The organism is Pseudomonas sp. NPDC087336 (assembly GCF_044744285.1).
Lineage (GTDB): Bacteria > Pseudomonadota > Gammaproteobacteria > Pseudomonadales > Pseudomonadaceae > Aquipseudomonas.
Genome location: NZ_JBIUYA010000001.1, coordinates 420,754 through 441,496 on the forward strand (window position 1 = coordinate 420,754; position 20,743 = coordinate 441,496).

Consider the following 20,743-nt stretch of genomic DNA (forward strand, 5'->3'; position numbering starts at 1 on the left):
TCCCGGGACGCTCTGCGTCCCAAGAGCGGACGCAGAGCGTCCATGGCGGCGTTCCCGCGCAGAGCGTGGGAACGATCAGAGGAAAAAACTATGAGCCGCGCCCCAGACACATGGATCCTGACCGCCGACTGCCCCAGCGTGCTCGGCACGGTGGACGCGGTGACCCGCTTTCTGTTCGAGCAGGGCTGCTACGTCACTGAACACCACTCCTTCGATGACCGCCTCTCAGGGCGTTTCTTCATTCGTGTGGAGTTCCGCCAGCCTGACGGCTTCGACGAGCAATCATTCCGCGCCGGCCTTGCCGAGCGCGGTGCGGCCTTCGGCATGATTTTCGAGCTGACCCCGCCGCATCACCGTCCGAAAGTGGTGATCATGGTGTCCAAGGCCGATCACTGCCTCAACGATTTGCTCTACCGCCAGCGCATCGGCCAGTTGTCGATGGACGTGGTCGCCGTGGTCTCCAACCACCCGGACCTCAAGCCGCTGGCCGACTGGCACCAGATCCCGTACTACCATTTCCCCCTGGACCCGAACGACAAGCCTTCACAGGAGCGTCAGGTCTTGCAGGTGATCGAAGAGTCTGGCGCCGAACTGGTGATCCTCGCCCGCTACATGCAGGTCCTGTCGCCGGAGCTGTGCCGCAAACTTGACGGCAGGGCGATCAACATCCACCACTCCCTGCTGCCCGGTTTCAAGGGTGCCAAACCCTATCACCAGGCCTATAACAAGGGCGTGAAACTGGTCGGGGCCACGGCGCATTACATCAACAACGACCTGGACGAAGGGCCGATTATCGCCCAAGGCGTCGAGGTGGTGGATCACAGTCATTACCCGGAAGATCTGATCGCCAAGGGGCGCGATATCGAAGGGCTGACCCTGGCCCGGGCGGTTGGTTATCACATCGAGCGAAGGGTGTTTCTCAACGCAAACAGAACCGTCGTTCTTTAAATCGCCTTCGCTGGCAAGCCCGCACCTGTAGGAGCAGGCTTGCCAGCGAAGAGGCCATAACAGGCAACACAAGAAAACCGAGCACTTAACGCGCTGCCTGCCTGGGCAACGCGGATCCATAAAAACAACAGCGAGGTGAAAGCATGTCTGGCAATCGTGGTGTGGTGTATCTCGGCGCTGGCAAGGTCGAAGTACAGAAAATCGACTATCCGAAAATGCAGGACCCGCGCGGCAGGAAGATTGAACACGCTGTCATCCTGCGTGTGGTTTCCACCAATATCTGTGGTTCTGACCAGCACATGGTGCGCGGTCGTACCACCGCGCAAACCGGTCTGGTCCTGGGTCACGAGATCACCGGTGAAGTGATCGAGAAGGGCCGCGACGTTGAAAACCTGCAAATCGGCGATCTGGTGTCCGTGCCGTTCAACGTGGCTTGCGGGCGCTGCCGTTCCTGCAAGGAAATGCACACCGGCGTGTGCCTGAGCGTTAACCCGGCTCGCCCAGGCGGTGCCTACGGTTACGTCGACATGGGCGACTGGACCGGCGGCCAGGCTGAATACGCGATGGTGCCGTACGCCGACTTCAACCTGCTGAAACTGCCGGATCGCGATCGCGCGATGGCAAAAATCCGTGACCTGACCTGCCTCTCCGACATCCTGCCGACCGGTTACCACGGCGCAGTGACCGCCGGTGTCGGCCCAGGCAGCACCGTATACATCGCTGGCGCCGGCCCAGTCGGCCTGGCGGCTGCCGCTTCCGCTCGCCTGCTGGGTGCGGCAGTGGTGATCGTGGGCGACGTCAACACCGTGCGCCTGGCCCACGCCAAGGCCCAAGGTTTCGAAATCGCCGACCTGTCCCTCGACACCCCATTGCACGAGCAAATCGCCGCACTGCTGGGTGAACCGGAAGTGGATTGCGCCATCGACGCCGTAGGCTTCGAAGCTCGCGGTCATGGCCATGACGGCGTGAAACACGAAGCTCCGGCCACCGTACTCAACTCGTTGATGGGCGTGGTCCGTGTTGCCGGCAAAATCGGTATCCCCGGCCTCTACGTCACCGAAGATCCGGGCGCTGTCGACGCCGCCGCGAAAATGGGCAGCCTGAGCATCCGCTTCGGCCTGGGCTGGGCCAAGTCCCACAGCTTCCACACCGGCCAGACCCCGGTGATGAAGTACAACCGCCAGCTGATGCAGGCGATCATGTGGGACCGTATCAACATTGCTGAAGTGGTGGGCGTGCAGGTGATCAGCCTGGATCAGGCGCCGGAAGGGTATGGCGAGTTCGATGCGGGCGTGCCGAAGAAGTTTGTGATTGATCCGCATAAGTTGTTTAGTGCGGCGTAAGGGAACGCGCAAAGTAAAAGGGCGACGAATGTCGCCCTTTTACGTTTTCGTAGGATTTTCACGAATGGTGCGATTCGCTCCCGTAAGGGGAGGCCAAGATCCCTGTAGGAGCGAGCTTACTCGCGAAAAATACAAGGGCACCGCATTTCGCCAGGCAGCACGCGTCATCGTTGACGTCCATCGCGAGCAGGCTTGCTCCTAGAGAAGGGCAGGGAACAATGTTGGGGGATATCAGTCCAACGTACAGTTTTTCGCCGCCCGCTGTCGGGCGGTTTTCTTTGAGGATGTCTGGATGAAGTTTTCCCGCGGTTTTGCACTGGCATCGCTCATGACCCTGGCGGCCAGCCCGGTGTTTGCCCAGTTCAGCCTGAGCGATGCGGCCAGCGCTATTTCCGGCATGAAGGGCAATTCGGCCACGGAGGCGGCGCCGACCTCTGAGACAGCAGACCTGCTGGGCGCGCTCACTCAATTGAACATCACTCCACAACAAGCCGTCGGCGGCGCCGGGGCGATGCTCGGGCTGGCGAAGAATCAGCTGAGTTCGACCGATTACTCGGAGCTGGCCAAAAGTGTGCCGGGTATCGACATTCTCTCGGGTGGGGGTGAACTGGGGGCGCTCGCCGGGTTGCTCGGTTCGACCGGCAAGGCCGCAGGGCTGGATAACGCCTTGGGCAACGTCAAGGACACCAATGACCTGAACAACGCCTTCAGTGCCCTGGGCATGGACACCGGCATGATCGGGATGTTTACCCCGGTGATCCTTCAATACCTCGGTCAGCAGGGCGTCGGCGGTTCGCTGCTGAGCAGCCTGGGCAGCATCTGGGGCACCGGCACTGGCAACAGTATCGACACCGACACCGACACCGGCTTCGGCACGGATAGCTGATTCAGCGGCGCTCGGTGCGCAACGCGTCGATACGCCGATCCTTCTCGTTCCAGAGCTGGTTGACCCAGTTCTGGACTTTCTCGCGAAACCGCGGATCGTTTTCGTAGTCGCCCTGCCACAGCGCCGGGTCGAGTTCGCGGGTCTTGATGTCGATGATGACCCTCGGCACATTGCCGCTGATCAAGTCCCAGAACCCCGGAATCGCTTGCTGTGGATAGACCACGGTGACGTCGAGAATGGCATCCAGCTGTTCGCCCATCGCCGCCAAAACGAAGGCCACGCCACCGGCCTTGGGTTTGAGCAGGTGGGTGAAGGGTGATTGTTGCTGGGTGCTTTTGGCGGTGGTGTAGCGAGTGCCTTCCAGATAGTTGACCACCGTCACGGGCTGGCGCTTGAACAGTTCGCAGGCCTGTTTGGTGATCTCCAGATCCTTGCCCGCCAGTTCCGGGTTCTTCGCCAGAAAAGCCTTGGTGTAGCGCTTCATGAACGGATAGTCCAGCGCCCACCACGCCAGGCCCAGGAACGGCACCCAGATCAGCTCTTTCTTGAGGAAGAACTTGAAGAACGGCGTGCGCCGGTTCAGCGTCTGGATCAGCGCCGGGATATCGACCCAGGATTGATGGTTGCTGATCACCAGATACGAGGTGTCGGTGCGCAGGTCGTCACCGCCCCGAATGTCCCACTGGGTGGGAATGCACAAGCGGAAGATCAGCTTGTCGATCTCGGCCCAGGTCTCGGCGATCCACATCACCGCCCATGAGGCGTAATCGCGAAAACGGCCGGGCAGGATCAGTTTGAGCAGGGCAAACACCATCAACGGTCCGAACAGGACCAGCGTGTTGAGCGACAGCAGCAGGGTGACGAAACAGCCGGTGAGCAGGCGGCGCATAGGCAACTCTTGAAAGCGTGAGGGCGCGCCATGATAAGCAGCTTCGGGCGACAGGCCAAATCGGGGGTGACGAATGTTTCACCTCTGAAGCGCTAACCTTCTGACACCGATCGTTCCCACGCTCTGCGTGGGAATGCAGCCCGGGACGCTCTGCGTCCCAAATCAGGGGCCGAAGCAGAGCATCCGTTGAAGCAATCCTTTACGGCGCGTGGGAACGATCTATTCAACAACGGTCTAAAATTGCGCTGCCCACCCTTCAAGGACTCCCAGTACGTGAAATCCCTTCTTGCACTGCTTTCACTGATTGCCCTGCCAGTCATGGCCGCCGAGCCAACCCTGTACGGTCGCTACGAATACATCGCGCTACCGGAAATCGGCGGCGAAGTGCTCAAGGCCAAGATGGACACCGGCGCCCTGACCGCATCGCTGTCGGCCAAGGACATCGAAACCTTCACTCGCGATGGCGAAGACTGGGTGCGTTTCCGCCTGGCGACCAAGGGTGCGAGCAACAAGGTCTACGAGCACAAGGTGGCGCGGATCAGCAAGATCAAGACGCGTTCAGAAGAGGACGAGGATGAAAGCGAAGTGATCGCGCCTACCAAGCGGCCGGTGGTCGATCTGGAGTTGTGTCTGGGCAATGTAAAACGCACGGTCGAGGTCAACCTCACCGACCGCAGTAGCTTTAACTATCCGCTGTTGATTGGTGCCAAGGCGCTGCGTGAGTTTGGGGCTGCGGTGAATCCGGCTCGGCGGTTTACGGCAGACAAGCCGGATTGTTGATGTCGGTTGTTCCGAACCTTATTCGGACACGCCGCGGATGTCTTCAATAAGTTGATTCAGAGCATTTTCGTTTTTCAATGCTCTATCCGATCCGGGGAGCGCCGGCGCGCTAGTATCTATATCGAGCGTGCCCGAAACGACCTCGTGTCTAACGTTAGACGTGGGTACTGGCTTCCGAGTAGGTTTGAGAGATGGGTCTTTTTTCCACAGCTTGAGCATGGTTTCGGTCGCCTTTGTCTTCTCGGAAAAAGCTATGCGTTCATCGCCGTTGGCTAGTTGGTAAACCAGTATGCGTTTGCCCTTATCGCCCTTGAGGATGTCTACCAGTATTTTGTTTTTGTTTTTGTTTTGGAGCGCTTCTGTCGAGCTTCGTGATGACGAAGCATCAGTAGGCACAGCCGTTGCGTTGCGCGAAGGTGAGGGAGTTCGTCGCGCCTTGAAGAAAGATTTCAACATGTGTCCGGTGGGATCGGCCCTGTTTACCGGATCCCCTGCGCAATACATATAAGCATTCAGCCCGCCCTTCCCAAACGGACTCCAACTATCCGGGCTGTTAAACCGCATCAACACCGGATTGAACTGCCGATACCCTTTCCCCAAATGATAATGCCCGGTCAGCGGGTCCGGCAGTTCACCATTAAACCCGAGCAGGCTGAGCAAACGGTTTTCCCGTGGACGGTGGCCATAGGGCGTGTAGGCAATGGGATTGGGCTGATTCGCGTCGAGGGCGTTCAACACCGACTGCTGTTGATCGGTTGCCAGCAGTATCCTTTTGTGTGATTGAGAAGACATCGGCAGGGCTCCGAATATGGTCCATAAAGCTGGATTTTAAGCATCGGTCCTTTCTCATCCTTTGCCTACTATCAGAACTGCTAGGTCCTACAGACTCCGCCGCGATTTAACTCGGTCGGATTGACGTCGATTCAGCCTTGAGTCACCGTTCGCCCACTCCACCACCAGGCTCGGACGCCATGCCTCATATCCTGATTGTCGAAGACGAAGCTGCGATTGCCGACACCTTGATTTTCGCCTTGCAGGGCGAAGGCTTTACCACTACCTGGCTGACCCTTGGCGCGGCCGCGCTGGAGTATCAGCGTCAGACCCCGGCGGACTTGATCATCCTCGACATTGGCCTGCCGGACATCAGCGGCTTCGAAACCTGCAAGCAATTGCGGCAGTTCAGCGAAGTACCGGTGATGTTTCTCAGCGCCCGCGATGGCGAGATCGACCGCGTCGTAGGCCTGGAAATCGGCGCCGACGATTACGTGGTCAAGCCGTTCAGCCCCCGCGAAGTGGCGGCGCGGGTTCGGGCGATTCTCAAGCGCATGGCACCCCGTGCGGTAGAAGAGCCATCAGCACTGTTTCGCCTCGACAGCGAGCGCGTGCAGATCAGCTATCGCGGTCAGTTGCTGACCCTCACTCGCCACGAATTTCGGTTGCTGCAATGCCTTCTGGAACAACCCGAGCGCGTGTTCAGCCGCGAGCAATTGCTCGATGCGCTGGGTGTCGCGGCAGACGCCGGTTATGAGCGCAGCATCGACAGCCACATCAAGAGCGTGCGCGCCAAATTACGCCAGGTGAAGGCCGACGCCGAGCCGATCCAGACCCATCGTGGCCTGGGCTACAGCTATAACCCGAGGCAAGGCTGATGCCATTGGGTATCCGGATTTTTCTGGTGTACGCGCTGTTTATCGGGTTGACCGGTTACTTCGTGCTCAACACCGTAATGGAAGAAATCCGACCGGGTGTGCGCCAGTCCACCGAAGAAACCCTGGTCGACACCGCCAACCTGATGGCCGAGATCCTGCGCGATGACTTCAAGGCCGGCACCCTCAACCAGAACCGCTGGCCCGAGTTGCTCAAGGCCTATGGTGAGCGGCAACCGAAGGCTAGCATCTGGGGCCTGTCGAAGAATCAGGTCAACCATCGCATCTACGTCACCGATGCCAAGGGCAGGGTGGTGCTCGATTCCAGCGGCGTGGCGGTTGGCCAGGATTACTCGCGCTGGAACGACGTTTACCTGACCCTGCGCGGCGAATACGGCGCTCGCTCAAGCCGTAGCGATCCAGATGATGCGAGCTCATCGGTGATGCACGTCGGTGCGCCGATTCGCGACGACGGGCAGATCATCGGCGTGGTCACCGTGGCCAAACCCAACAGCTCGTTGCAGCCTTACGTGGATCGCACGGAACGGCGTTTGCTCGCCTATGGTGCCGGGCTGATCGGCCTCGGCCTGTTGTTCGGCGCATTGTTATCCTGGTGGCTTAGCCGCGCGCTGCGACGGTTGACCGCTTATGCTCAGGCCGTCAGCGAGGGCCGGCGGGTCGAGGTGCCGCATTATCGCGGCGGCGAGCTGGAACAGCTGGCGACGGCGGTGGAACAGATGCGCACGCAGCTCGAAGGCAAGGCTTATGTCGAGCGCTACGTGCATACGCTGACCCATGAGCTGAAGAGTCCGCTGGCGGCGATTCGTGGCGCGGCGGAGCTGCTGCAAGGTGAGATGCCGTCGGCTCAGCGGCAGCGATTTGTCAGCAATATCGACAACGAAAGTGCGCGGATGCAGCAGTTGATCGAGCGCTTGTTGAATCTGGCGCAGGTTGAACAGCGTCAGGGGCTTGAGGAGCGCGTAGAGGTGTCGTTGGCGGCTTTGGTGAATGAGTTGCTGAGCGCTCAAGCAGCGCGAATCGAAGGTAAGGAGCTGCGCGTGGAACAAACGATTCCACGGGATCTGACGTTGATCGGTGAGCCGTTTCTGTTGCGGCAGGCGCTGGGAAACCTGTTGGAAAATGCGCTGGATTTCACCCCGGCCAAGGGCGTGCTGCGATTCAGTGCCAAGCGGATTGGCGAGCAGATCGAGTTCAGATTGTTCAATCAGGCCGAGGCGATTCCCGACTATGCATTGCCACGGCTGTGCGAGCGTTTCTACTCGCTGCCGCGACCGGGCAGCGGGCGCAAAAGCACCGGGTTGGGGCTGAACTTTGTCGAGGAAGTGGTCAAGTTGCACGGTGGGGAAATGAGCATTGGCAATGTCGAAGGTGGGGTGGAAGTCAGTCTCCACATAATCTCCATATTCCCCTCATAAAGCCCCCACGCAGCCAACCCAGAATCTCCCCATCCAAACAGGGAGAGTCCCATGAACCGCAGCCTGACCCTAAAACTCGGGGCGATTGCCCTACTGATTCTGTTGTTGCTGATCCCGCTGTTGATGATCAACGGTGTGATCCAGGACCGCCAGCAACTGCGCGACGGCGTGCTCGAAGACATCGCCCGCAGCTCCAGTTACAGCCAGCAATTGAGCGGGCCGTTGATGGTGGTGCCTTATCGCAAAGTGGTGCGTACCTGGAGGACCCATGAAAAAACCAATGAGCGTTATCAGGAGATCGGCGAAGAGAGGGGGCGTTTGTACTTCCTGCCGGAGCACTTCGAACTCGACGGCCAGGTGCAGACCGAACTGCGCTCCCGCGGCATTTATCAGGCGCGGCTGTTCCATGCCGACAACCGCATCAGCGGCCATTTTTCACTGCCAGCCCAACTGGGTATCAAGGAAGACTTCGCCGATTACCAATTCGACCAGCCGTTCCTTGCAGTCGGCATCAGCGACATTCGCGGCATCGAGAACGCCTTGAAACTCGAACTCAATGGCCAGCAGCTGGACTTCCTTCCGGGGAGCCAGGTCGGCTGGCTGGGTGAGGGCGTCCATGTGACGTTGCCGGCGTTGGACGCGAGGCAAAATACAGAACTGGCCTTCGGTTTCGACCTGAAGCTGCAAGGCACCGGCCAGTTGCAGATCCTGCCGGTTGGCAAGACCAGCAAGGTTGCGCTGAGCGCCAACTGGCCGCATCCCAGCTTCATCGGCAACTACCTGCCGGCCCAGCGCGAAATCACCGATCAGGGCTTTACCGCCAATTGGCAGACTTCGTTTTTCTCCACCAACCTGCAAGAGATCCTGAGCAGCTGCGTGTCCCGTGGCGGTTGTGAAGCGTTTTCCAGCCGCAGCTTCGGCGTGAGCTTCATCGATCCGGTGGATCAATACCTGAAAAGCGACCGGGCGATCAAATATGCGCTGTTGTTCATCGTCCTGACGTTCGCCGGCTTCTTCCTTTTTGAAGTGCTGAAAAGCCTGGCGGTGCACCCGGTGCAATACGCTTTGGTGGGCGTGGCTCTGGCGTTCTTCTATCTGCTGTTGCTGTCGCTGTCCGAACACATTGGCTTTGCGCTGGCGTACTTGTTGTCGGCCAGCGCGTGTGTGCTGTTGATTGGTTTCTACGTCTGCCACGTACTGCGCAGCCTGCGTCACGGCTTGAGTTTTTCAGCGGGGTTAGCAGCGTTGTACAGCCTGCTTTATGGCTTGTTGAGTGCCGAGGATTACGCGCTGTTGATGGGATCGTTGTTGCTGTTTGGATTGCTGGGCGTGTTTATGGTACTGACCCGGAAACTGGATTGGTATGGAGTTGGGCAGAAGGCGGCGAAACCGTTGGAGCTCGATGTTGGGGTGGTGGAATGAGCAGGTCGTTGGGTTTGAGGGAGGATCAGCGGGATGGTCGGGTTTTGGCGGTACTGATTGCCGGGTTGTTTCCGGCTGTCAGGAGAATGAATAGGAGATAGAGAAGCGACGGGGGCAGATTCATTGATTTAAAATAAATCCGTCCCCTTTTCCCAGACCTCTTTCCCCCTCAGGCGGTTCGTACATTATTTGCGATAATTTCAAAGTTTGAATTTCTACCGGTCCTAATTCTAGGGATTAGTTGTAGATTTTCGCCTGAACTTCGCGCAAAGGTGCTTGTTGGGTCTTGAGGAAGCGCAATACGCCGTCTTGGGGCTGGGGCTGGGGCTGGGGCGGAGTTTGAAAAGTTTTGTAGCTCGATACTCTCTGTACGTGGGGCTCTTCGTGTATCAATTGGTTGCGCACGGGGTAGGCTCCTCGATGGAATAGTATTCATCCGAGGAGCTCGGCTTGGTCTGAATCTGTGCATCCCCCCAAGGCCAGCTCCAAGAAGAAAGCTTGACCCATATAAGAGTATGTAGTTTGGAGTTTTATCGAGAGGAACGAAGGCTTCGGCTACAAGGCCGGCACTGCCAGCTAGCACTGCCGCGGCTGAAATCTTGAACTTGATATTTGATACTTTAAAAGTATGTATGGCTGCGTTAAGGAGCGACGTGAAAACTGACATGTGCCCGGACGGGTCGCGTTGTCCTACCGGATCTCCCTTGCAATATGTATATGCGTTCATCCCACCTTTACCAAATGGGCTCCAACTGTCCGGACTATTAAACCGCATGAACACCGGGTTGAACCCCCGATAGCCATTACCCAAAGGATAATGTCCGGTTACCGGGTCCGGCAGCTCGCCATTAAAACCGAGTAAGCCGCTTCCAGGCCGGCGATAGCCGTAGGGGGTATAGGCAAGAGAATAGTTCTGCGTCGCGTCGAGTGCATTCAAGATCGAGCGCTGTTGATCCGTTGCCAGCAGAATTGTTTTGAGTGAAGACGTTTGCATGGGGCGATCTCCGATGCTGAAGTACCGCTGAAAGCGGAACTTCAGCATCGGACTTTTTTCAAACTTTGCCTACTATCAGAACTGCTAGGGTGATGGCGCCTTCCGCGTCAAACCTTCGGCATCGTCGCCAGCATCGAAGGCCGCAGGCTTACCTCGAAATACCAAGCCGCCAACTGTGGATTCGCAGATCGCCACTCAAGGTCCGGATGGCGCAGATCCAGATAACCCAATGCACAGGCGACGCTGATCGCCGCCACATCGAAGCGGCTGGTCAGCTCGGCAATTGCATCTTTCTCCAGCAATGCCAGGGCGCGGCGAATTTTGTCGCGTTGGCCGTCGAGCCATTGGTCCCAGTGTTTTTCCGGGGCACGCAAGGCAACTTCGTAGCGCACCAGTACCGCAGCATCCATGATCCCGTCGGCCAGGGAGGCCAGGGTCAGGCGCCGCCAGCGGGCCGAGCCTTCGCGGGGGATCAGTGGGTTGCCGACGTGCTGGTGGTCGAGGTAGTCGAGGATCACCCGGCTGTCGTGGATGACGTTGCCGTCGGCCAGGCGCAGGGCGGGGATCTTGCTCAGGGGGTTGTCGTCGATCAGGGGCTGGTCCGGGTCGACGGGTGTGAGCACGCAGTTTTGCAGGGCGACGCGGTCCTGTTGACCGGTTTCGTGCAAGAGCACCATGACTTTGCGGACGAAGGGGGAGAGGGGGTTGTGGTACAGGGTCATGCTCGGGGCGGACATGGCAGTGACTCGGTCGGTGGCGGTGTCACGCAGCATAACCTGTGGAGGCGATGATGTAGGAGCGAGCTTGCTCGCGAAGGGGCCGTGTCAGTCGACATCATTGCCGTCTGACACGCCGCTTTCGCGAGCAGGCTCGCTTCCACAGGGTAATGCTGTTCACTTAAGCCATCGTGGTTCAATGGGGCACCCAAATGATCGTTCCCACGCTCTGCGTGGGAATGCATCCTGTGACGCTCCGCGTCACCGTTGCGCATCGCTCATGTCATGCGTCGTCAGCGGAACGCGGAGCGTCCCTGGCGGCATTCCCACGCAGAGCGTGGGAACGATCACATCGCGGACAGACCTGCATTCAGGTCGGCTGTCAGGCCGCCTCTCTATGGCTTTTGATTTTCTTTCCACATCGAGCCACTAAAGTGAACAGCATTAGCTTCCACAGGGGATCTTCTTCAGCTCGCTGGCTGCAAGGCGGCCTGTGGGCCTGGCGCAGCCTGCTGAGGCTTCAGTTCCCGGGCCACTGTCCAGACGATGAATGCGGCGACGATGTCGAAGATCGCCAGGGTCACGAACAGCGGGCTGTAGCCGATCTTGGTCACCATCACGCCAAACACCTGGGTGAAAGCGGTCGCGCCAAGGTAGCCGAACATGCCGCCCATGCCGGTGGCTGTGGCCACTTCATTTTTACCAAACGAGTCAGAGGTGATTGCATAAAGCGCACCGGACAAGGTCTGGTGAGCGAAACCGCCGATGCACAGCAAGGCAATCGCCGTGTACGGGCTGGCGACCAGGCCGATGCACGCCGGGCCGATCATGCACGAGGCACCGAACAGCAGGACCATTTTGCGTGAGGTGAACAGCGACACTTTGCAGTGTTTGTGAAAGAACGGGCTCAGGTAACCGCCGAGCACACAGCCAAGGTCAGCGGCGAGGAGCGGCAGCCAGGCGAACATCGCGATCTCCTTGATGTTCATGTGCCGCTCGGTCATCAGGTACAGCGCAATCCACGCATTGAAGGTCTGCCAGGCTGGCTCGGAGAGAATCCGCGCGCTGGCAATGGCGTAGAAATTACGGCTGCCGTGCTTGTTATCGGCGTTGCAGGAGACCGCGTAGGGCAAGGGCGGCGGGAATACCTAGCCCAAGCCAGCTCAGGGCATCCCAAACGCCATCGCCGAGCGCCGCCGCAAACAACCCGCCCGCACTGAACAAGGCGATGACGGTGGGGGTGCCGAACACCTTCCAGAAACTCGACTGCCGGGGCTTCATGCCGCGTTCTCCGCTTTTTCCAGTACGGGTTTGGCAGCCTTGCGGCGCACCACCCACAGGTAAACGCCACTGCCGAGCACGATGATCGTCAGCACGTCCAGGGTCGCCCAGAGGATTTGCATCGGCATGCCGCCGTAGTCACCGAAATGCAACGGCTGCGACATGCCCATGGCGTCCATGTACCAGGGGCGCTCGGCCACGGCGGTAACTTGCAGGGTGCTGGCGTCGATCAGCACCGGCGTCAGCAAGTGTGAAGTCAGGTGGGTGCTGCCTTTCATGAACACCGCATAATGGTGCTCGCTGGAGAACCGCGTGCCAGGGAAGGCAATGAAATCCGGCTGCATGCCGGGAGCGACCTCCTTGGCGATGTCGAGCAAGCGAGTGGCCGGCGCCAGTTGCGTCAGGGCTGGCGCATCGCGATACGGCGCAACCATGGCGCTGAGGCTGTCGTTGCGCCACGCCGCGATCAGCAGGTCGGCGCAAGCACTGATCACGCCGGTCACACCGACCACCAGGGCCCAGGTCAGGGTCACCACGCCGATCAGGTTGTGCAGGTCTAGCCAGCGCAGGCGGGTGGATTTGTCCTGGCGCACGGTGGCGAATGTCAAGCGACGCATGAACGGCAGGTACAACACGGTGCCGGACACGATCGCGACCATGAACAGCAACCCCATGAACGCCAGCAATAACTTGCCTGGCAGCCCGGCGAACATGTCCACATGCAGGCGCAGCATGACCATCATGAAGCCGCCATTGGCCGACGGCATCTCCAGCGCTTCGCCGGTGCGGGCGTCGAGCATGAAGGTGTGGGACGAGTTCGGCTCGGTGCCGGCGGTGGCCGCCATGATCGCGATGGCGCCGTTGGGCTCGTCATCGTCGAAACCGAAATACTGCATGACCTCACCGGGACGATGCTTTTCAGCCGCCTGCACCAACTGCTGCAAATTCAGCTGCGGGGTGTCCGCCGGCATTTGCTTCAACTCGGCGGCATCGCCCAATAAGTGGTCGATCTCGTGGTGGAAGATCAACGGCAGGCCGGTCAGTGCCAGCATCAGCAGGAAGACCGTGCAGATCAGGCTGGTCCAGGTGTGGATGACGGACCAGCGGCGAATTGTTTTACTTTTCATTTCGTAGCCTTCAGAAACGCCAAAGCCGTCCTCGAAGGACGGCCTGGTGGTGGGCCTGTCAGGTCAAGTGATTACCACTTGTAGTCAAGGCTGGCCATGACGTTGCGACGGTCGCCGTAGTAGCAGTAGAAGCCGTCACAGGTCGATATGTATTCCTTGTCGAATACGTTGTTGGCATTGACGCTGACACTGACGCCCTTGAGGACATTGTCCAGGCGGCCAAGGTCGTAATGAACGGCCGCGTCATAGACGGTATAGGAATCGCTGTGGCCATCCGATGGATCGCGTACGAAGGCCATGCTGCCGATGGCGATGTTGTCGGTTTCGCCGACATAGCGCACGCCGAAGCCGATTCCGAAGCCATCCAGAACACCCGTGTGCCAGGTGTAGTCAGCCCATGCCGCGGCCTGGTTTTCCGGGGTCAGTGGCAGCGGACGGTTTTTGTCCAGTGGATCGGTGACTTTGGTCATCTTGCTGTTGGCGTAGGTGTACGAGGCGGTCAGGTTCAGGTTTTCGTTGACGTTACCGGTCGCTTCCAACTCGAAGCCACGTACTTTCGCTTCACCCAGCGGGCGAGATACGCCCAGGGTGTCGCTGAGTACGATGTCCTTGCGGGTGAGGTCGTAGGCAGCAGCCGTGAACAGCATGTCGGTACCCGGTGGCTGGTACTTGAGTCCCACTTCATATTGCTTGCCGGTTCCTGGGCGGAATGCCTCGCCGTTGGCGCCACCCGCTTCTGCCTGGAAGGATTCGGCGTAGGAGACGTAAGGCGTAAAGCCTGCGTCGAACACATAGCTGATGGCCGCGTTGCCGCTGAATTGGGTGTCATCGCGGGTGTCCTTGGCGTTGTTCATGTTGTAGAACGTCGAATCCGTGTGCAGCCAGTCCTGACGACCGCCCAGGGTCAGGCGCCAGTTATCGAGGGCCATCTGGTCCTGGACGTAGAGGCCTGTGTCATGGGTCTTCTGGTTGTAATCATTGAACGCCGTGTATTGGACGTTACTGAAGTCCTGGCCGTAAATCGGGTTGGTGATGTTGCTGGTTGGCGCGCTGCCGTACAGCCATTTGTAGTTGGTATTGACGCGTTGGTGATCCAGCCCCAGCAACAGTGTGTGCTTGATGGCAGCGGTGTCGAAATCGGCCTGGAAATTGTTATCCACGGCGAACTGGCTGAGGTCTTCGTCAACCACGTTGGCACCCCGGGACAGGGTGCCGTCGTCTGCGACCGAGCCGTAGAAGCCGCCCGAGGTGATGCTCTGGAAGGAAAGATCGCTCTTGGTGTAGCGAAGGTTCTGACGGAACTGCCAGACGTCGTTCATCCGGTGCTCAAAGGCATAACCCAACGCGTAATAGGTCTTGTCGTAGAACTCCCATTGCGGATCACCGAGATTCTTGTGGAATTTGACTTCTCCGGCGGGCGTGGACAGTTTGGTGCCTTGTAGCGGAAGGAACTGGCTGGTGGTGCCGGTATCGTCACGGTTGTACTGGCTGAGGAAAGTCAGCGTGGTGTCGGGATCGATGTTCCAGGTCAGGCTGGGAGCGATGTTGTAACGCTTGTCGTCAATGTGCTCGATGGTGGTGTTGCTATCGCGCACCACACCGCTGACACGGTACAAAAAACGCCCTTCCTCATCGACCGGGCCGGTGCTGTCAAAGCTGATCTGCTTGCGCTCGTAGCTGCCGACCTGCAATTGCACTTCGTTGCTGGCCAATGCGTCAGGGCGTCGACTGACCATGTCGACCAGGCCACCAGGCGGTGTCTGGCCGTAAAGCGAGGACGCAGGGCCACGCAGCAGGGCTACGCGCTCAAGGTCCCAGGTCTCCATCTTCGGCATGGTGTAAGTGCCCTTTGGCAGCGGCAAGCCATCGAGGAACTGGGTGGGCTCAAATCCACGAACCTTCAGCCACTCGGCACGGCTATCGCTACCGTAGCTGCTGGCAATGACCCCGGGCATATAACGTACGGCGTCATCCAGATTCTGGACGGCACGGTCTTGCATCTGCTCGCGGGTGGCGACAGAGATCGATCGCGGTACTTCGGCCAGTGCCGTATCCGTCTTGGTGCCGGCCGCGGTGCGCTTGGCCAGGTAGCCTTGCACCGGCCCCCAGGCGTTTTCAGTATCAGCTTCCAAGCCGATCACGCTGGTCGCCGGCAGGTCCATCACGCCCTCGGGCACGGCCACCAGGGTGTAGGTGCCGCCGCTTTGTTCCAGTTGCAGTCCGCTGCCACGCAGGGCTTCGCGCAGGGCGTCGGCAGCGTCGAACTGGCCTTTGACCGGGGCCGAAGTCTTGCCTGCGGCCAGCGACGGGTTCAACGACAACGCCAGGCCGGCTTGGCTGGCAATCTGGTTCAGGGTGCTGGCCAGTGGCGCGGCCGGCAGGTTGTAGGCACGAACGCTGGACGCCTGTTCAGCGGCGATCAGTTGGCTGCTGGCCAAAGGCGTGCAAAAGGCAATGGCTACCGCCAGCAAACTGGGGCGCAACAAGGTGTCTAGCAAACGGGGCATACGGCGGCTCCTGAAAGGGAATACTTCTCAATTGCCTAGGTGCCGGACGAAAATCAAAAAGTGATAGGGCTGGATGAAAATAATTTCGATTCACCAAATCAGTCGGGTAGATGTGTTGATGCTGATGGCCCTATCGCGAGCAAGCTCGCTCCCACAATTGATCCTCAGCAGGCACAAAATCCATGTACGCCCAAGACCCCCTGTGGGAGCGAGCTTGCTCGCGATAGGGCCATCAGACATACAACACCTGTCAGGGCTTGGCCGCGGTCTTCGCCTCCACCGTCACCCACCATTGCGCATGGTGCTCAATCTGCACCGGCAGCGTTGGCAACAGGGCGTTCAGGGCCAGGTCGGTGTCTTTCAGCGGGAAGCTGCCGGTGATCCGCAGGTCGGCCACTTCCGGCGCCACACCCAGGTGGCCCGGGCGATAACGACCGATTTCACGCACCAGATCTTCCAGTCGTGCGTTGTCCACCACCAGCATGCCGCGGGTCCAGGCATCGGCGCCGAGGTTGAGCGCGACAATCGGACCCAGGCCGTCGCTGCGGATCAGCATTTGCTGGCCTTCGCGCAGGATCTGCTCTTCAGGACTCGATTGCGGATGGGCGGCCACCGCCGATTGCAGCACGCTCAGGCGCGTGCCTTGCTCTTCACGCTTGACCAGGAACCGGGTGCCCAATGCGCGCATGCTGCCTTCGCGGGTTTCGACGATAAACGGCCGGGCGTCGCCATGACCGGTTTCGACGAGGATTTCGCCTTCCTGCAGGATGACCAGGCGCTGCCTGTCATCGAAGCGCACGTCCACGGCACTGTGGGTGTTGAGGTTGATCAGGGTGCCGTCGTCCAGGCGAATGGTGCGTTGTTCGCCGGTGGCGGTGCGCTGGTCGGCCAGCCAATAGTCGATCGGCAGGTAACGCTCACCGGCAAACAGCGCCAGTCCGAGCACCGCAACAATGCTGGCCAGGCCGCTGCCGAGCTTGCGTACCCGGCGGCGAATGCCTTCGCGCGATTGCAGCAGGGCGGTGCGTGCCGAGCCGCGGGCGACGCTGAAGCGCTGGTCGAGCATGCCCAATTGACGCCAGGCGCGGGCATGTTCTTCGTGGGCGGCGTGCCATTTGGCGAACTCTTCGCGTTCCACCGGGTTGCCGGAATCCAGGGACAGTTGCCAGGCGATGGCGGCGTCGAGCACCTGTGCCGACACTGGCTTGGAGCTGACCGGGCTCATGTCGGCTCCCCGTACAAGGCGATGTAGCACTGACGTATGCCCTGGGCCAGGTACTGGCGCACCCGCGGCACCGATACACCGAGTCGCTCGGCGATTTCTGCATGGCCGAGGCCATCGAGACGGTTGTAGAGAAAGGCCGTGCGGGCCTTGCTCGACAGCTTGCCAAGCAGGCGATCGATGTTTTTCAGGTCTTCGAGGATCATTTGCTGTTCCTCCACCGACGGTTGTTCGGCTTCTGGAATCAGCATCAGTTCGGTGAGATAGGCCTGTTCCAGCGCGGCGCGTCGGAAGTAGTCGAACAGCAGGCCCTTGGCAATTGCCACCAGAAACGCCCGCGGCTCGCGCGGCTCCTTCAGTTCCTCGCGTCCGAGCAAGCGCACGAAGGTGTCCTGGCTCAGGTCCTCGGCCCGTTGCGGGCAGGCGACGTTACGACGTAGCCAGGCCAATAGCCAGCCACGATGGTCGCGATATAACGCACCAACGAGCTCACTTTGGGGGCTTGGGACTGACGACACGCAGCATCACCGAGTGGGAAGTGTTAACTAACGAGAATTGTTCGCGATTGTGTCAGAGGCGAGGGAGGGAAAGCAATTGGCGTTGGTCGGGTGACCGCGTCATCGTTCATCGCGGGCAAGCCCGCTCCCACAGGGGAACCGAAATCCATGTGGGAGCGGGCTTGCCCGCGAAGGCGGCAGAACAGGCGCCGAAGATCTAGAAGGAATGCGTTTGCTGCCGCCGCTTCCACTGATTCAACCGCTGCTGCAGGTTCAACGGGCTGTGAATCTGCTGTTGCCGCGCGCGACTGAACAGGATCAGCGCCAGTTCGGCGGTCGCCAGGGCGTCGGCGCTGGCGTTATGACGCTCGAAGACTTGCAGCTTGAACCAGTCGATCCACTCGTCCAGGCCGGCCTCGCGGATGTTGGCCTGCGGACACAGCAGCGGGGCGATGTCTGCCACATCCAGAAAAACATGCTGCAACTTGTAACCCAAATGCTCTTTCAATGCGCGTGCCAGCATGTGCTGGTCGAATGGCGCATGAAAGGCCAGCACCGGGCTGTCGCCGACAAACTCCATGAATTCGAGCAATGCCTCGGCGGGGTCGCTTCCGGCGGCAATTGCACTGGGCCCCAGGCCGTGAATCAGCACACTGGGGCCGAGCTTGAGTTCGTCGCATTGCAAAGTGCGCTCGAACTGTCGACTGAAATCGATCGCGCCATCCTCGATCACCACGGCGCCGATGGACAGGACCCGGTCCTTGTTCATGCTCAGCCCGGTGGTTTCCAGGTCGAGCACGACCCAGCGCTGCTCGCGCAGGCTGCATTCGCTCAATCCGGGGGCCAAAGGCAGGCGTTGAAGGCGTTGTTGCAGGTCTGCGGACAAGCTCGGCCCGGCGGGGCGCAGCCATGAAAACAGGCTCATAACTGATACCGCAGGGTCAGACTGCTTTGCAGGCGTTGGGCCTGGCGCAGGGATTCACGCAGGATGCGTCGATCCAGATGATTGAGACTGTCGGGGTCGACCCGGTTGGAGTAGGGCAAGTTCTCCCGGGTCTGCAGCTGATGTTGCTGCATGCGGGTTTGCTGGATGAAGTGGTAGGCCTCTTCATACGCCGCGCCGTCCAGTGGCTCGATGACCTCTTTGGCCACCAGCTGGCGAAAGCGCTCCAGGGTATTGTTCGCTTCGATGCCGTGGGCAAGGGCAAGTAACCGCGCCGCGTCGACGAAGGGGGTCAGGCCTTGGATCTTCAGGTCCAGCGTGGCTTTTTCGCCATTTTTGCGCGCCAGCACGAACTCACGGAAACGTCCTACGGGTGGGCGATTGCGCAACGCGTTTTCAGCCATCATGCGTTGGAACAGGCGATTGTCGGCCACCTGGTCGAGAATCGAGCGGCGCAGTTGTTCGCAGCCTTGCTCGCTGCCCCAGACCACGCGCAAATCGAAATAAATGCTCGAACCCAGCAGGTTCTCGGGCGTGGCCTCGCGAATGAACGCGCCAAAGCGTCGGGCCCATTCAACCCGCGACAGGCACAGTTCTGGATTGCCGGCCATGATGTTGCCTTTGCACAGGGTGAAACCGCAAAGCGCCAGGCTGTGGTTGATCTGATGGGCGATGGGCAGCAATTTCCCGCGGATCTCGGCGGCGTGGGCTGCGTCCCGTGCTTCGAACAGAATGCCGTTGTCCTGGTCGGTGTGCAGCGTCTGTTCGCGGCGACCTTCGCTGCCGAAACACAACCAGCTGAACGGGATGCCCGGATCGCCTTTCTCGGCCAGGGTCAGCTCGATCACACGGCACACGGTGTGGTCGTTGAGCAGGGTGATGATGTGGGTGATCTGGGTCGAAGACGCACCGTGGGCCAGCATGCGTTCCACCAGTTGACCAATCTCGCCGCGCAGCAGCACCAGGTTTTCCACACGCTGGGCGCTGCGAATGGTGCGCGCCAGGTGCACCAGGTCTACCCGTTGCAGGGAAAACAGATCGCGTTCCGAGACCACGCCGCACAGGCGCTGATCCTTGACCAGGCAGACGTGGGCGATATGCCGCTCGGTCATTGCAATCGCCGCATCGAAGGCGCTGTGATCAGGAGACAGGTAAAACGGCGAGCAGGTCATGTGCCGCTCGATCGCCTCGTTGAGATCGCAGGTGCCGTTGGCCACGACATGGCGCAAATCGCGCAGGGTGAAAATGCCTAGCGGCGCTTTATGTTCATTGACGATCACAATGCTGCCGACCTGCTGTTCATGCATTTGGGTCACGGCTTCACGCAGGGGCGTGGAGGGGGTGCATGTCACGGGATGGCGCATGGCCAATTCACCCAGGCGGGTGTTGAGCGAATATTGGGTACCAAGGGTTTCCACGGCTTTTTGCTGGACCTGTTGGTTGACCTGATCCAACAGGCTGCTCACGCCACGTAGGGCAAAGTCGCGGAAGGTGCCGGAAATGGCGAACAACTTGATGAATGCAAGTTTGTTCAGCTGTAGGCAGAAGGTGTCTTCGGCGGCCAGGTGTTCGGTGCGCGTTGCACGCTCCCCCAGCAGCGCGGCGAGGGGAAAGCACTCGCCTGTGGTGATTTCGAAGGTGGTTTCGGTCCCGCCCTTGGCCGAGTGCTGACGTTCGCCGACAACTCGACCCTGTTTGACGATGTAAAAGTGTTCAACCGGGCCGTCGGTCGGCTTGATGATGCTCTCGCCGGGCGCATAAAAACGCAGCTGGCACTGTTCGACCAGATACGCCAGGTGAGCGTGGTCCATCTGGTTGAAGGGCGGGAAGCGCTGAAGGAATTGCAAAGTGCCCTGGATGTTCTGCAACACCGCGGTTTTCCCTGCCTGTGTGAAGGCGTCCGCTTTACTCATAACCATTACCGCAGTCTTTTTTTGAATTGTTGTTGTCGGATGACTCACCCATGGTCGACCCCTACGGGCAGGGTGCCCATTGGACGTAAGTCTAGGTAGGCTGCAAACGTGATGCAGTATCGGAGAATCCGTACCTGAACGAGAGAAAAACCTCACCTTACCCCTATTGGAAAATTATCCGACGGAGTGCACA

At 59.6% G+C, this 20,743-nt stretch carries 17 protein-coding genes and 2 pseudogenes; 7 read left to right on the top strand and 12 right to left on the bottom strand.

Annotated features, from left to right (window positions below):
* Positions 1-90: 90 nt before the first annotated feature.
* From purU to ACIO0C_RS01965, 3 genes are all read left to right on the top strand, one after another.
* The gene (gene purU, locus ACIO0C_RS01955) at positions 91-948 is read left to right on the top strand and encodes a formyltetrahydrofolate deformylase (RefSeq protein ID WP_008057128.1); all 858 of its coding nucleotides are present in this window, start codon (positions 91-93) and stop codon (positions 946-948) included.
* A gap of 143 nt (positions 949-1,091) precedes the next feature.
* Positions 1,092-2,291: a formaldehyde dehydrogenase, glutathione-independent gene (gene fdhA, locus ACIO0C_RS01960; protein ID WP_008057129.1), complete on the top strand. Its 1,200-nt coding sequence runs from the start codon at positions 1,092-1,094 to the stop codon at positions 2,289-2,291.
* Positions 2,292-2,583: 292 nt separating this feature from the next.
* A complete protein-coding gene (locus ACIO0C_RS01965) occupies positions 2,584-3,177 on the top strand; it encodes a DUF2780 domain-containing protein (RefSeq protein WP_401307115.1) in 594 nt (197 codons plus the stop codon).
* 1 nt (position 3,178) lies between these two features.
* Here ACIO0C_RS01965 and ACIO0C_RS01970 read toward each other — a convergent pair whose 3' ends face one another.
* Positions 3,179-4,066, bottom strand: coding sequence for an acyltransferase (locus tag ACIO0C_RS01970; RefSeq protein WP_401307118.1), 888 nt, complete (start codon positions 4,064-4,066; stop codon positions 3,179-3,181).
* A 273-nt stretch (positions 4,067-4,339) separates the two neighbouring features.
* Here ACIO0C_RS01970 and ACIO0C_RS01975 point away from each other — a divergent pair, with 273 nt between their 5' ends.
* Positions 4,340-4,846: an ATP-dependent zinc protease gene (locus ACIO0C_RS01975; RefSeq protein WP_401307121.1), complete on the top strand. Its 507-nt coding sequence runs from the start codon at positions 4,340-4,342 to the stop codon at positions 4,844-4,846.
* A gap of 18 nt (positions 4,847-4,864) precedes the next feature.
* On the opposite strand, the gene ACIO0C_RS01980 is transcribed toward ACIO0C_RS01975, so the two are convergent.
* Entirely contained in the window at positions 4,865-5,638 is a 774-nt protein-coding gene (locus ACIO0C_RS01980; RefSeq protein WP_401307123.1) for an RHS repeat-associated core domain-containing protein, read from the bottom strand.
* Positions 5,639-5,817: 179 nt separating this feature from the next.
* Between ACIO0C_RS01980 and creB the strand changes: the two genes are divergently transcribed.
* Genes creB through creD form a run of 3 tightly spaced genes read left to right on the top strand, consistent with a single transcriptional unit; the run spans position 5,818 to position 9,350 of the window.
* A complete protein-coding gene (gene creB, locus ACIO0C_RS01985; RefSeq protein ID WP_401307126.1) occupies positions 5,818-6,495 on the top strand; it encodes a two-component system response regulator CreB in 678 nt (225 codons plus the stop codon).
* Positions 6,495-7,928, top strand: a complete 1,434-nt coding sequence (creC, locus tag ACIO0C_RS01990) for a two-component system sensor histidine kinase CreC (RefSeq protein ID WP_401307128.1) — start codon at positions 6,495-6,497, stop codon at positions 7,926-7,928. The genes creB and creC overlap by 1 nt, the downstream gene beginning before the upstream one ends.
* A 51-nt stretch (positions 7,929-7,979) precedes the next feature.
* Positions 7,980-9,350, top strand: a complete 1,371-nt coding sequence (gene creD / locus ACIO0C_RS01995; RefSeq protein ID WP_401307131.1) for a cell envelope integrity protein CreD — start codon at positions 7,980-7,982, stop codon at positions 9,348-9,350.
* 658 nt (positions 9,351-10,008) lie between these two features.
* Here creD and ACIO0C_RS02000 read toward each other — a convergent pair.
* The 10 genes and pseudogenes from ACIO0C_RS02000 to ACIO0C_RS02045 all read right to left on the bottom strand — a co-directional run.
* A pseudogene (locus tag ACIO0C_RS02000) lies at positions 10,009-10,344 on the bottom strand (RHS repeat-associated core domain-containing protein); the annotation flags it as partial.
* A gap of 107 nt (positions 10,345-10,451) precedes the next feature.
* On the bottom strand, positions 10,452-11,081 hold the full coding sequence (locus ACIO0C_RS02005) for a glutathione S-transferase (RefSeq protein ID WP_401307133.1): 630 nt from the start codon (positions 11,079-11,081) through the stop codon (positions 10,452-10,454).
* Between the two features lie 446 nt (positions 11,082-11,527).
* Positions 11,528-12,151: pseudogene (locus ACIO0C_RS02010) on the bottom strand (MFS transporter); the annotation flags it as partial.
* A 10-nt stretch (positions 12,152-12,161) separates the two neighbouring features.
* A complete protein-coding gene (locus tag ACIO0C_RS02015; protein WP_401307136.1) occupies positions 12,162-12,341 on the bottom strand; it encodes a hypothetical protein in 180 nt (59 codons plus the stop codon).
* Positions 12,338-13,468, bottom strand: a complete 1,131-nt coding sequence (locus tag ACIO0C_RS02020; RefSeq protein ID WP_401307138.1) for a PepSY-associated TM helix domain-containing protein — start codon at positions 13,466-13,468, stop codon at positions 12,338-12,340. The genes ACIO0C_RS02015 and ACIO0C_RS02020 overlap by 4 nt, the downstream gene beginning before the upstream one ends.
* Before the next feature lie 71 nt (positions 13,469-13,539).
* A complete protein-coding gene (locus ACIO0C_RS02025; RefSeq protein WP_401307141.1) occupies positions 13,540-15,975 on the bottom strand; it encodes a TonB-dependent siderophore receptor in 2,436 nt (811 codons plus the stop codon).
* Between the two features lie 250 nt (positions 15,976-16,225).
* Complete coding sequence (locus ACIO0C_RS02030; protein ID WP_401307144.1) at positions 16,226-17,200, bottom strand: FecR domain-containing protein; 975 nt, start codon at positions 17,198-17,200, stop codon at positions 16,226-16,228.
* Positions 17,197-17,715, bottom strand: a complete 519-nt coding sequence (locus ACIO0C_RS02035; protein WP_401307147.1) for an RNA polymerase sigma factor — start codon at positions 17,713-17,715, stop codon at positions 17,197-17,199. Before ACIO0C_RS02035 ends, ACIO0C_RS02030 begins: the two co-directional genes overlap by 4 nt.
* 196 nt (positions 17,716-17,911) lie before the next feature.
* Complete coding sequence (locus ACIO0C_RS02040) at positions 17,912-18,619, bottom strand: PolC-type DNA polymerase III (RefSeq protein WP_401307149.1); 708 nt, start codon at positions 18,617-18,619, stop codon at positions 17,912-17,914.
* Positions 18,616-20,550: a putative nucleotidyltransferase substrate binding domain-containing protein gene (locus tag ACIO0C_RS02045; RefSeq protein WP_401307152.1), complete on the bottom strand. Its 1,935-nt coding sequence runs from the start codon at positions 20,548-20,550 to the stop codon at positions 18,616-18,618. Before ACIO0C_RS02045 ends, ACIO0C_RS02040 begins: the two co-directional genes overlap by 4 nt.
* Positions 20,551-20,743 lie beyond the last annotated feature (193 nt).